The 13,562-nt window shown below is 65.2% G+C and carries 5 protein-coding genes; all 5 read right to left on the bottom strand.

Going from position 1 to position 13,562, the window contains the following annotated elements:
* Positions 1 to 45: 45 nt before the first annotated feature.
* The 5 genes from ACGHX3_RS18915 to ACGHX3_RS18935 all read right to left on the bottom strand — a co-directional run bounded on the left by ACGHX3_RS18915 (position 46) and on the right by ACGHX3_RS18935 (position 13,372).
* On the bottom strand, positions 46 to 2,493 hold the full coding sequence (locus tag ACGHX3_RS18915) for a GH92 family glycosyl hydrolase (RefSeq protein ID WP_394695850.1): 2,448 nt from the start codon (positions 2,491 to 2,493) through the stop codon (positions 46 to 48).
* 154 nt (positions 2,494 to 2,647) lie between these two features.
* Positions 2,648 to 5,740 carry a TonB-dependent receptor gene (locus ACGHX3_RS18920; RefSeq protein WP_394695851.1) on the bottom strand — a complete coding sequence of 1,031 codons (3,093 nt, stop codon included), beginning with the start codon at positions 5,738 to 5,740 and terminating at the stop codon, positions 2,648 to 2,650.
* A gap of 309 nt (positions 5,741 to 6,049) precedes the next feature.
* Complete coding sequence (locus ACGHX3_RS18925) at positions 6,050 to 9,403, bottom strand: GH92 family glycosyl hydrolase (RefSeq protein WP_394695852.1); 3,354 nt, start codon at positions 9,401 to 9,403, stop codon at positions 6,050 to 6,052.
* The gene (locus ACGHX3_RS18930) at positions 9,396 to 10,676 is read right to left on the bottom strand and encodes an AGE family epimerase/isomerase (RefSeq protein WP_394695853.1); all 1,281 of its coding nucleotides are present in this window, start codon (positions 10,674 to 10,676) and stop codon (positions 9,396 to 9,398) included. The genes ACGHX3_RS18925 and ACGHX3_RS18930 overlap by 8 nt, the downstream gene beginning before the upstream one ends.
* Positions 10,673 to 13,372: a glycosyl hydrolase 2 galactose-binding domain-containing protein gene (locus ACGHX3_RS18935; protein WP_394695854.1), complete on the bottom strand. Its 2,700-nt coding sequence runs from the start codon at positions 13,370 to 13,372 to the stop codon at positions 10,673 to 10,675. Before ACGHX3_RS18935 ends, ACGHX3_RS18930 begins: the two co-directional genes overlap by 4 nt.
* Positions 13,373 to 13,562: the final 190 nt, after the last annotated feature.

The following is a 13,562-nucleotide window of genomic DNA, read 5'->3' on the forward strand; positions in this document are numbered from 1 at the left end:
GCGTAAACCATCACGTTGACCTCCATGCCATCACGGCGCGCGGACTCAATGCCCTGTCCCCGACACCAGGGCGGCATCGGTCGCACAGGGTGATGCCGGCAGGTCGGCCTGCCGCGTACCCCATCCCTCCGGCTGGGGCGCGTCGGCGAGTTCGAAGCGCAGGTGCCCGCCCTTTTGCAGGCGCTCCCAATCCAGCCACACTGCCGCATGGGCATCGCCGTCCACCGACACGGCCTGGATGTAACGGGCCTTGCCGTCGCCGGCCTGCGGCGCCTCGATGCGCAGCGAACGTCCCGACCCCAGGTCGATGTCGATGCGGGAGAAGCGCGGTGCGTGCAGCAGGAACTCCCCCGTGCCCGGAACCGCCGGATACAGGCCCATCGCACTGAACAGATACCAGGCCGACATCGTGCCCAGGTCGTCGTTGCCGGTCACGCCGTTGGGCGCATTGGTGAACAACTGCTGCGCCGCGTGGAGCACCGTGGAGGTCTTCCACGGCTGGCCGATCAGCGTGTACATCCACGGCACATGCAGGTCAGGCTCGTTGTTCGGGTTGTAGCGGAACTGGTTGTAGTAGCTGTAAGGCCCCACCACCCATTCCTTGCGCGCCGCGCCGGCCGGGTCGGCGAGCAACGCCTCGTAGGCGAAGAAGTCGTCCAGGCGGCGCGCGGCCTCCTGCGGACCATGCATGGCCTGCACCAGGCCGGGTACGTCCTGCTGCGCCAGCCACTGGTACTGCCAGGCGGTGCCTTCGTGGAAACCATGGTGCGAGCGCGGGCTGTAGTGGCCGTCGGACGGCGTGTACCACTGGCCATCCTCCGTGCGCGGGCGAGGGAATCCGCTGAAGCCGGTTTCCTTGTCGCGCACATCGGCGTCCCACAGCGTGCGCCAGTTGCGGCCACGGCGCTTCAGTACGGCGGCATCGTCGCCATGCCCCAACGCCCCGGCCATCATCGACAGTGAGCAGTCGGCCAAGGCGTACTCCAGCGTCGCCGAGCCGCCATGGTGCGGATCCACGTCCATACCTTTGGAAGGGAATGCCCGGTCGTACTGCACGAAGCCCTGCGCGAGGTAGCTGGGATTGCCCGAGCGACCGGCATGCCGGGAGTTCAGCGGCGGCACCTCGAATGCGTTGCGGCGCAGCGCGGTATAGGCCTCCGCTTCGCGACCCTTCAGTGCGCCGAAGCGCCACAGGTCCACCAGGAACGGCGTGACCGGATCGCCGGTCATGATATTGGTCTCGAAGCTCGCATAGCCCCAGCGCGGCAGCCAGCCACCCTGCTGGTCGATGGCCAGCAGCGAGCGCGCGATGTCGGCGGCGCGCTGCGGACGCAGCAGCGCGATCAGCTGGTTCTGCGAGCGATAGGTATCCCACAGCGAGAAGTACTCGTAGTAGGTCCAGCCGTCGGCACGGTGGATCAGGTCGTCGTAGCCACGGTAGCGGCCATCGGCATCACTGCCCGTCAACGGCTGCAACAGCGCGTGGTACAGCGCGGTGTAGAACACCACGCGATCGTCGCGACTACCGCCCTGCACGCGCACGCTGGACAGCTCCTTGTCCCAGACGGCTTGCGCTTTCGTGCGCATCGCATCGAAGCCGAGCAGCCGTCCGCCGGCCATGCCCTCGCTGCGCAGGTTGTTGCGCGCGCCTTCCGCATCGACATGCGAGATCGCCGAGATGGCGGTAACAGCGCGGCCCTTGCCCAGGTCGAAGGTCAGCCACGCACCGCTCGGCTTGCCCTCGCCTTCCATGCCATGGCGCGAACCCGGCAGGCCACCGCCTTCGCCCCAGGTACCGAACGCTTTGAACGGACGATCGAACTCCAGGCGGAACCACGTCGTGTACTGGTGGCCGCCGCAGAAGCTCTTGGTCACCAGCTTGCCTTCCACCGCGCGGTCGCCCAGCACGGTCAGGGCGCTGCCCGTCACCGAGTGCCGCTCGTTGGCCTGCCCGATATTGACCAGCACATGACCCTCGTCCGTCGCGGTGAACGTGTACCGTTCGGCCGCCGCACGGGTCAACGCGGTAGCTTCGGCGTCGATGCCGCCGTAGTCGGTCAGACGCACCTTGTAATAGCCGGCCTGCCCGTTCTCGCCGTCGTGCCGGTAGCGCGATCCGTAGCGCTTGTGGTCGAACGCCTTGGGATCGGCCGTATCGAAATCGCCACCGGGACCGATCCGCCCGGTCACCGGCAGTACCGACACCTGCCCGCCCTGCTCCCAGCACCCTGCGCCGGAGAGGAAGGAGTGTCCGAAACCCCGGATCTGCGGATCGTCGTAACGCCAGCCCGAATAGTGCGAACCGATCGGGCTGACCTGGATCATGCCGAACGGCGCGGATGCGCCAGGGAACGTATTACCGTCGTCCTTGCTGCCGATGAACGTATTGACCTCCGCGCTCGGCTTCTGTGCGGTCGCCGTAGTCGCCGATGCCGCAAGCACGAGCAGCAGCGGCAACGCGCGCAACAGGGAAGAGAGCGAGGGTGGCTTCATGCGTTCCGGACCTGTCTTGATGTGCCGCATGCGACGACGGGACGGGCCGTCGCATGCGAGGGAAGAAGTGGCCCGGCCGTAGCCGGGCCGTCGGCCCCACGCCGCCCGTCGCCGGGCGGGAGAGAAAGCATGGGGCCAGACACGCGGGAGGACCTCAGAACTTGTACGTCAGGCCCAGATAGGCCATACGGCCCGCATAGCTGTTGGTGTAGAAGCGATCCTTGGTGTCGTTGCCCAGGTGCGAGCGCGTCTCTTCCTCGGTCACGTTCAGCACCGACGCCGTGATGCTGAGCGCAGGCGTGATGTTGTACGCCGCATTGAGGTCGACCTGGTAGTACGGCTCGTCGTAGACGTTCAGGCCATTGACCAGGCCCTGCACCACTTCACCACGACGGTTGTACGAGGCGCGCAGCAACAGGCTGTCCGTCTCGTAGAACACGGTGAAGTTCGTCTGGTTCTTGGCGCTGCCGGGCATCGAGGTCTTCCCGACTTCGGTGCCATCCTCGAGGCTCACAGCCGCCTTGCTGGCGTCGTTGTAGGTGTAGTTGAACTGGAAGCCCAGGCCGAAATCCAGCGTGTGCTGCGCATACAGCTCGACGCCCTGCGACACCGCGTCCTGGCCGCCGGCTTGGGTACTGTAGTTCTGCACGGTGACGGTTTGGCCACCGACCATCATGCTGACGTCGGTGATCACGTTCACCGCGAAGTTCTGCACGTTCTTGCGGAACAGACCAATGCCCGCGACCGAGCCCGGCTGGAAGTACCACTCCAGACCCAGGTCGAACTGGGTGGCCTTGTACGGCTCGAGTCCCTTGTTGCTGCCTGAGCCGTACCAGCCCAGCTCGCCCGCACCACCTGTCAGCCGCCGGTCGTCGACATATTCCTGACTGTAGTACTCCAGGCTGCCGGGCGCCGCGATGTCGCCATAGCTGGGACGCGAGATCACCTTGGAGGCGGCCGCACGCAGCAGCAGGTTGTCGGTCAGGTCGTAGGCCAGGTTGAAGCTCGGCAGGATGTCGGTGTAGGTACGGTCAAGCGCAGCAATCTCGTACGACTCCGGCCGCGCCACCCGCTCATGAAGCCTCCAGAACCCTTCGCTGCCGCAGTACGTGTCGGCGGGCGCGCCAGCCGGCGTCGCTGCGCCCTGCACGCACGCCAGCGGGTTGCCATCGGCGCCGTCGAAGAAGTAGTCGTTGTACGAGGTGATCTTGTCCGTCGAGTCGGCATGCTGCTTGGTGCGAGCGATACGCACGCCGACATTGCCGCGCAGACGGTCGGTACGGAAGTTGGCCTGCAGATAGGTCGAGTAGATCTTCTCGTCGACGTTGTAGACGAAGTTGTCCTCCTCGCGGGTCTGCATGGGACCGTACGTGCTGTTCAGATAGGCGATGTAGCCCGGGAAGTTGATCGCCGGATATGCGCTGGCGCTGATGCCGCCCGGCAGGTTGCTCAACTGACGGATGAGGTCCGGAGAGAACTGGGTGGCGACGCTGTTGCAGCGACCTGCCCAGTAACGGTTGTCGTAATCGCTCGGATCAGTGCCGGGGCATACCCAGTAGCTGTTGCCGGTGCTGCGGTGGATGCCGCCGTCCCGGCCCTTGACGCCGAACTGGAGCGAGTCGAAGAAGTCGCCGTCGAAGTGCCAGGTACCATCGACCTGCGCGTAGTTCTGCTCGGTGTCGTTACGGGTCCACGATGAGCCGGTCGAACCCAGGTCCACCTGCAGGATGCCGTTCTGCAGGTTCTGCATCAGGTCCGGCGAGAACGTCATTGTCGGCGTTCCGGTCAGATCCCATGAGCTGGCATAGTTGCCGTTCGTCCAGCTGCCGTCCGCATTCTGGCGGCGTGGCTTGATCGGCAGCGCGAACTGCAGTTTGGGTCCACCCTCGGCCCATGTACGGCCAGCCTTGAAGGAGACGTCCAGCTTCTCGCCGCGCCACTCACCGCCGAAGTCGACGGTCTGCGACAGCGACTTCTCGATGTTGTAGCTGCCTGTGATCTGCGGCGTCGGCACGGTGCAATCGTCCGAACCCCAGCCACCCGGGGCCATGCCGGCCGCAGCAGCTTCCTCCTCGCTACAGTAATAGGCTTTGCCCTGATGCAGGCTGTAGTCGGCTCCGGTCACGATGGTGCCACTGGGGTCGAAGGTCAGGCCGTCGAGCAGGCGGCCCCCACGCCAGTTGCCATCACCGTAATAGCGGGCGATGTTCCATTCCGGCACTTTGAGCGTGTTCGTCTGCGAATCCTGCGACAGGTCGAACCGGAAGTAGTTGGCCGTCAGGGTCAGGTTGTCGGTGGGCTTGTACTGGAACGTCAGCTGGCCGCCCTTGCGCTCGCGTTCTTCCTCCTTGACGGCGAAGTTGACCGAGGTCGGCATCATGAAGCCGGTGTAGTAGTTGCCGTTCTGGTCCCAGAAGCCCGTTCCGCCCCACCAGTTCGAATTGAAATCGGAAGGCCTGCCGTTCACGTCGACCGCGTTGCCGCCTTCGTCGCGACCGTACCACTGCCAGCTTTCGGTGCTGGCACCCATGGTGCGCGTGGTGCGCTTCTGCTGGGTGTAGCCGACGAAGACGCCGAACCGGTCTTCCTTGTCATGCCAGGAGTACGAGCCCGAGAACTGCCCATCGGTCTTCCTGGTGGTGTCTGCCCACGTGCCTTCGATGTTGGCGAAGCCCGAGTTCGGCTCGAGCTCCAGCGGGCGTCGGGTATGCAGGATCACGGTGCCGCCGATGCCGCCTTCGTCGATGCGTGCCTCCGGCGTCTTGAACAGTTCGGCGCTGCCCAGCATGTTCGACGGCAGCAACGTGTAGTTGAACGAACGGGTCGGATCGCCGTTCGATTCCGCGCTGGCGATGTAATTGCCGTTCAACTGGGTCAGCACGAGTTCCGATGACAGGCCACGCACGCTGACGTTCTTGCCTTCGCCGCCGTTGCGGCTGATGAGCACGCCGGGCACGCGCTGCAGCGCGTCGGCCACGTTCTTGTCGGGGAACTTGCCGACGTCCTCGGCGGTGATGACTTCGACCACGGCATTGGCGTTGCGCTTCTGCTCCAGGCTCTGCTCGATCGAATAGCGGTAGCCCTTCACCGTCACCGTATCCAGATCCGTGGCCTGGGTCGAGGCGGCGGCCGGCGTGCCCTCGGCTTGCTGGGCGAGCGTGTTGCCGGAAACGGCGGCGGCGGACAACGCGATGGCGATGCCCACATACAACGAACTACGGCTGCGTGCGTGTGGCGTGCATTTCATTTCAATCACCCTCTCCCAAGATTGATCGGCTGCTGACGCGATGGATTTATATCGATCTAAATTTTCGGAAAATAAAAAGGACCCTTGCTGCGGGACGATCCGGGTTCCTGGAACGGCACTCCGCGACAGTCTCGCCTCCTCCTTGCCCCTGGATCGAATTAGATCGGTCTAATTCGACGGAGCGCATAATTAGCACAGCACTTTCCCGGATGCATGCTGCCTCGCAACATCCCTGGCCGAACCTCGAATCGGGCAGGTCCCCGCAAGTCCGAGGGCAGCGCAACGCGCCACCGCCGGATCGGGCGCTCCTCAGCGCGCAGGCAGCCTTTCCTCCGGCCGCAGCAGTTCCAGCTCTGACAGCGTCACCTCGCCCTCGCTGTCGATCCGCAACCGGTACTCGACGTAGTCGCCCGGCCGCTCGACCCGGAAAGGCCGGAGTTGTTGCGTCCACTGGAACGACTCGTCGCGGCGCTGGTCGAGCACGACCCACGCCCCCTGGCTTCCGCGCCCTTCCAGGCTCCACGAAACGCCCGTCATCGCCTTGTCCGCGCTCGAGAGCGTGTAGTGGCTGACGCGGGCAGGCGCGCCGAGACGGAAACCGACACTCGCCTGGGGCGGCAGTGTGGCCGAGGTGCCGGCATCGTCGTCGACCAGCGACGCCGCAGCGCGCAGGCTGCCCTGCACCACGATCCTGCCTTTGCTGGTTACGTCGGTCAGGCCGCGTGGCTTCGCTCCCATGGCGGTCAAGGATGGTGGCAGCGCAGCGGCGCCGTCACCCCAGGTGGAAGGCGTATCGCCCATGACGAACTCGAGCGTGGCGCCGCCTGCGATGTCCTCGTGGCGTATCCAGGCCCGATCCCATGGCTTTCCATTGACCTTCAAGGACTGCACGTACACGTTGTCGGCGCTGTTGTTGTGCGCGATGACCGTCAGCGTCTTTCCGTCCGCGAGCGCCACCCGCGCACGCTCGAACGCGGGCGAACCGATGATGTACTCCGGCGCGCCCATCCTCAGCGGATACAACCCCAGCATGCCGAACAGGTACCAAGCCGACATCTCGCCGTTGTCCTCGTCGCCCGGGTAGCCCTGACCGATTTCGCTGCCGAGGTAGAGCCGGCGCATGATGTCGCGGGTGATGCGCTGCGTCTTCCACGGCTGTCCCGCCACCACGTACGTCCACGGGATGTGATGCGACGGCTGGTTGCTGTGGGCGTACATGCCCATGCGCACGTCGCGCGCCTCGGTCATCTCGTGGATGACGTTGCCGTAGGAGCCGGAGAACTGCTTATCCGCCGTTTCCGGCGTTGCGAAGAATGCGTCCAGCCGACCCGCGAGCGCCTCCTCGCCGCCGAACAGCGAGGCCAGCCCTACGCCATCGTGGGGGGCAGTGAACGCGAAGGTCCATGCATTGGCTTCGGTGTAATCGCCACCCCAGACACGCGGATCGAAACCGGCGGCCGGCGTATGCCAGTTGCCGTCGGGCTTGCGTCCCCGGAAGAACAACGTGGCGGGATCGAACAGGTGCACGTAGTCGGTCGCACGGCCCAGGAAGTACTCAGCCTCTTCCCGGTAGCGGCGTGCGCGCGCCTCGTCCTTCTCTCCGACGGCCAGTGCGAGGCCAAGCTGGGCGACGCCGAAGTCATTGAGTGCACCCTCCAGCGTCCAGGACAGCCCTTCATGTACGCCGTTGTCGGCGTAGCCGCGATACATCGAACGCGCCAGGCCTTTGCGTCCCACGTTGGACACCGGCGGCACCACGGTTGCATTGCGCAATGCGGCCTCATACGCCTCATGCGCATCGAAGCCGCGCACGCCCTTCAGCCATGCATCGGTGAACGCGACGTCCGAGCTGGTGCCGACCATCAGGTCGGCGTAGCCCGGCGACGACCATCGCGCGATCCAGCCACCGTCGCGGTACTGCTGAAGGAAGCCGTCGATCATCTCTCCCGCGCGCTCGGGTGCAAACAACGAGTAGGCGGGCCAACTCGTGCGGAACGTATCCCAGAACCCATTGTTGACGTAGATCTTCCCTTCGCGCACCGATGCGGATGTACGCAGCGCATCTCCTGATGTGTTGTCCTTGGACCAGCTGTTCTGGTCGGCGTGACGCCAATCAGGCTGTTCATTGCTGCCGACATTCTCGTGCGCGACATTCGGATACAGGAACAGCCGGTACAGGTTGGAATAGACCGTTATCCGCTGGTCTTCGCTGGCGCCATCCACCTGGACCCGGCCGAGCAGTTCATCCCATGCCGCTTGTGCTCGCGAGCGGATCGTGTCGAAGCCGGCGCTGCCGATCTCCTGCTCGAGGTTGCGACGCGCCTGCTCCACCGAGATCAACGAGGTGGCGATGCGCATCGACACCTCGCCATTGCTTCCAGGCGAGAACTTCACGTACCCGGTGGGGCGACCGGTCTCGATCGGACCACTCCCGCGCCAGGGCTGATCGAACCGTGCATAGAGGAACATCCGCGTCGCACCGTTGGACAGGCCGCTACGCGTATCGGTGTAGCCGTGCAGGGTTTGTGTCGCGGCGTCCAGCGTCAGCCCGCCGCGTGCATCGACATTGTCGAACAGCAGGTTGGCATCGCCTTCCGGGAAACGGAACCGGAAGATGGCCGCGCGCTCGGTCGGTGCGATCTCGGTGCGGATGCCGTTGTCGAAGTCCACGCGGTAGGTATGGGGACGGGCTTCTTCCCGGTCGTGCGTGAACGAAAGCGCACGCTTCGAGCGATCCGCCTCGGGTATTCCCGAGGCCGTCGACGGCATGACCTGGAAGGTCTGCCGGTCGCCCATCCAGGGACTGGGCTGATGGCTGATCGACAGCGCCTGCAGGCGTGGACGGTTGTCCGGCCCGTTGTGCTCGTTCCAGCGGTAAAGCCAGCTCAGCGAACCGGCATCCGTGACCGGTACCCAGAAGTTGAAACCATGGGGCATTGCCGTCGCGGCGATGTTGTTCCCCCGCGAGAAGGTGCTGTTGGACTGTGTTCCGCGCGTGGTGAGCACGTAGTCGCTGGGGCGCCGCCTGTCCACGGCCGCAAGACGGTCGATACGGATATCGTCGACCCAGCCGACGGATGGAACATGCGATCCGGGCCGGAGTTGCAGCTCAATGGCACGGATACGCTTGCCTCGCAGCACCGCCACATCGCCAACACGCACCTGCTTGTGCGCCCACTGCTGCGGATACAGCGTCATCGAACTGGCCTGCCCGTCCGCCGTGACGCGTGCGCCATGCTGGTCGACGACGGCGAGGTCGGACAGCCGACTACCATCATCGAACACCAGGTCGACCGAAACACCCGTCGAAGCTGCCGCATCACCTTCGACGATCTCGGGCAGCACCATCCATGACAGCACGGTGTCGCGTTCGACCTCGATGTCGACCGCGAACAGCGGCACGTGCGCGACGGTATCGGCCCGGTAGTTGAGTGCACGATCACCTGTGTAACCTTTCGCCGCCTTGGCGGCATAGGGTTGCGCAGGACCCTCGCCGATCTCGACCCGCGCGCCGGTCGTCCGGGTGGTCTGCGGCGCCGGCTCGTTCGCTTCGAACGACGTGGAGAAGTGCGTGTCGTGCGCGGAGGCCGCATTCGATGCCAGCAGCAGCGTCAGTGCGGCGGGAAGGAGGCACCGGCCACGGATGCGGGATCGATCACGCATGCGAACGCAGCACGGACAGGACGTCATGGCAGGCTCCCATGGTGTGATAGTCGGTCTTTCCCGCGGGGCTCTTGTTGTCGTCGTACTTGCGGTTGCGCCGGTCGAGAATGCGGAACCAGGCGCCGTGGACGTGATCGATCATGTGCGCCCAGGCGTAGCTCCACAGCTGGTCATACCAGTGCCAGTACTTCTCGTCGCCGGTGGCGACCGCCAGCCTGGCCGCACAGGCCAGCGACTCGGCCTGTACCCAGAAGTACTTGTCGTCGTCGCAGATGAAGTGACGTCCGTCGGGGAGCGACGGGCCCTCGATGTCCTTGCGCAGCGACTCCGGCGCGAAGCCGTACACGAGTCCGCCCGACTCCGCGTCCCAGGACGCCTCCATCGATCGGTCGAACAGGTCCCTCGCCTTCGGCACCAGCCAGTCAGCGGGAGCGCCCGTATGGCGCAGGTGGGCGTCGAGGATCAGCAGCAGCTTGGCCCATTCGGTCTGGTGGCCCGGCTGGAATCCCCATGGACGGAACAGGTGTTTCGGATCGTCGCGGTGGTAGTCGGTATCCACGCGCCAGTCCACGCCGTAGTGCTCCCAGACAAGCCCCTCGGTCTGCGCTGCCTGACGGCGCGTCATGTGGTCGGCGAGCTGCAGGGCTCGCTGCAGGTAGCGCATCTCGCCGCTCGCCTCGTAGGCCGCGAGCATCGCCTCGCACATGTGCATGTTGGCGTTCTGCCCGCGGTAATCGCTGAACTGCCAGTCTCGCGTGGCCTCGTCGCGGTACAGACCGTGCTCCGGCTGCCAGTAGCGGGTTTCGAGCAGGTTCCAGTGTGCGTCCATCCACGCGCGGCACACTTCGACGCCGGCCTTCAATGCGATGGAGTACGCCAGCAGGACGAACGCCGCACCGTAGCAATGTTGCATCGTGTCCTCAGGCATGCCGTCGCGCAGCGTCCAGAAGTAGCCGCCGCTCACCGGATCCAGGTGCCTCTCGCGCAGGAATGCGAGTCCGTGGTGCACCGCCGCCATGTAGTCCTCGCGCAGTGCACCATCCTCATCACCGAACTCCAGGGCCGCCGTCGCGTAGTTGAAGACGAAGCGCGTGCTGCTGACCAGATGACGATGGGACGCGTCATAGACGCTTCCATCGTCCTTGAAATAGTGGAAGAAACCACCCTCCGGATCGATGCAGCGCGGATGGTAGAAGGCCATCGTCCGACGGATGTGGTCGCGCAGGAAACGCTCGCTGCGGAAGTCGTCGTGTGCGGGGACGTTTGGGGTCATGGGGTCGCGGTGCTCCGGGAAGAGGAAGGTGCGGACAGGACGTCCGCCAAGGTAGTGACATGCAGCGCCGTGCGGAGGGCTTCTGGCGTGGCGCTCGAGGAGACGCCCAGCGTTACGCGCTCGCCGGGCAACAACGTGAGGGCGTTGTCGGCGATGTCCGCGTCCAGCGACCCGAAGTCGACCCATACGGCCCGCGCCATCGCATGGGCACCGAGTTCGAGCGTGGTGCCCTTCGGCCCCTGGCGCAGTTCGGCCTGCACGGGAGACGCCGGCCAGGCGATGTTCCTGGCTTCGGTGAAGTAGACCACTTCGCGCACAGGGAGCTCACCCGACACGTTCATGTCGAGGACCGCCACGGTCTTCGCAGCGTCGGCATCACCGAGCAGCTCCGCATCCTGATAGGTCGCCAGGCGCACCGCCGACAATGGCGGCAGCTCGAACAGCGTGCGCTCGTCGCGCAGCACACGACCATGCAGGTCCATCACCCGCAGCCGCCACTCGCCCTTACGCGAGGTGGTGCGGTCCGACACTGCGCTCACCGTGGTGCGTCCGTCCTTGCGCAGTGCCGCCAGCGCGACCGGAGCGAAGAATCGTCGTGCGTGGAACTGCATCGCCTTCCATCGCCCGAACCAGTCGATGCCCGACCATGACGCACCGGGCCACACGTCGTTGAGCTGCCAGTACAGCGAGCCCATCGTGTGGGGACGACTGGCACGATGGTGCCGCGCCGCCAGCCCGATGCCCTCGGCCTGCATCACCTGGCTCAGGTAGACGAAGGCGTCGAAATCTCTCGGTTCCCCGAACTCCATGCGGATGTAGTGCAGCAGGCGCTCGTTGCCCTTGCCGGCCAGGAATTTCTGGTGCGCCTCGACCTGGGTCGAGTCGATTCGCTGCTCGTCCCGTGCGATCGCGTGGTCGATGGTCTTGCGCACGGGCCAGGCCTGCAGCCCGTACTCGGACATGAAACGCGGCGTGACACCGAGATAGGCCGATGGCGGGTGCGCCGGGTTCCCCCAGACTTCCCAGTAGTGCATGTCGCCGCTGGCGGGCGTGTTGGCCACCTCGGCCATGTCGTCGCTGGGCGAACTGGGCCAGTAGGCGATCCCGCCCGCGTCCTCTTCCACCACACGGCGCAGGTCACGGTCGAACAGCTGCACATAGCCGTCCCACACCTTGGCCGCGAACTCAGGATCGGCTTCCTTCAGTGTCTTGCCATGGCCCCAGTACTTCCAGGTGATCTCTTCTTCGTTGTTGCCGCACCACAGGACGATGCTGGGATGGTTGCGCAAGCGTTGTACCTGGTCCTTCGCCTCGGCGACCACATTGGCGCGGAAGGCCGGATCGTAGGCAGGCTGCATGCCGCCGCCGAACATGAAGTCCTGCCATACCATCAGCCCCAGTTCGTCGGCGATGTCGTAGAACGCATCGCTTTCGTAGTAGCCGCCGCCCCAACTGCGCACCATGTTCATGTTGGCGTCGACCGCCGATTGCAGGACGCGCCTCAACTGCGCCGGCGTGACGCGCGACGGGAACATGTCGAACGGAATGGAGTTCGCGCCCTTGGCGAACACCGGAATATCGTTGACGATGAAGGCGAAACCACGGCCGTCCGCATCCCGCTCGCGTCGCAACTCGACGCTGCGCAAACCTGTGCGAACGCGACGCGCGTCCACGATACCTGCTCCTTGCACGATTTCCACGTCGAACGTGTACAGCGGTTGCTCGCCATACCCGGTCGGATACCAGCGCTGCGGTCGCTCGATACGGAAGGACTGCGGGATACGGCTTCTGCCTTGGGGCAGCGTCACCCGTTGCGTGGCCATGACCTTCCTGTCGCCACCGGGTCCGGTCTTCCACAGGCGCACCTGGTAGTCGCCCGCGCGTGCTGCGTCCACCGTCGCAATCGCAGTCAGTTCCGCAACGGACGCCGTCACACGATCCTGCCGTACCTGCAGGTCTTCCACCATCGCGGCGCTCCAGCTCGTGAACTGGACGGACCCCCAGATGCCGGCCGTGACGTAGCGCGGCCCCCAGTCCCAGCCATAGTGGTACCCGGGCTTGCGCACGAAGTTGGCCGTCAGGACGTCTTTCGGCTCATCGCCGTAGGGGGACGGATAGTTGCCGGCGATGCGCTGCGACATGGCCTGCACGTGCGGAAGCATGCGTCGGATCGGCGAACGCAGTACCACACGCAGCTCGTTGGAACCTTCGCGCAGTCGCCCTTGCACGGGAATGCGCCAGGTGCGGAAGGCGTTGTCGGCATCCAGCACCTTCTCATCATTGAGGAATACCTCGGCGAAGGTATCCAGGCCGTCGAACGTCAACTCACTTCGCACCGCAGCGCGCTCGCCGGCGCTCACCTGGAAGGTGGTGCGGTACTCACAGTCGGCCAGGCCGATCCATTGCAGCCCGGCCTCGGGCGCACCGACATAGGGGTCGGGGATCAGGCCATGCGCCAGCAGATCGGTATGCACGGTGCCCGGCATCTTCGCGGCACGCCAGGAAGAACCGATACCCGCGTCGCCCGTCGCCGGGGCCATCTGCCGGAATTCCCAGCCGTCGTGCAGGACACGGCGATCCATGGCGTGGGCGCTGGCAGCCAGCATCATCAGCGCCATCACAAAGCACGGCGCCATGATGGCGCTGAGGGCACCCAACCGGCTTACCGCGAAGGACGTCGTGGACCTGGTAGGCATGCGGGGTTCCCTGGCGACGGCCGGCGCGGCCGTGGGCGATGCGTTTTGGATCGATCCAATTACGGTGCAGATTTACCACGCCATCCAGGATCTTGCATGCTGCTGCGCAGCAGTAGCGAGGGAGCGCGCCGGAAGAATGATCGGGCGCGCGCTCCCGCCCTTTCTCGATCACCGGCCTTGGTTTCGTATG

This window comes from Pseudoxanthomonas japonensis (assembly GCF_043632995.1).
In the GTDB taxonomy this organism is placed as follows: Bacteria; Pseudomonadota; Gammaproteobacteria; order Xanthomonadales; family Xanthomonadaceae; genus Pseudoxanthomonas_A; species Pseudoxanthomonas_A japonensis.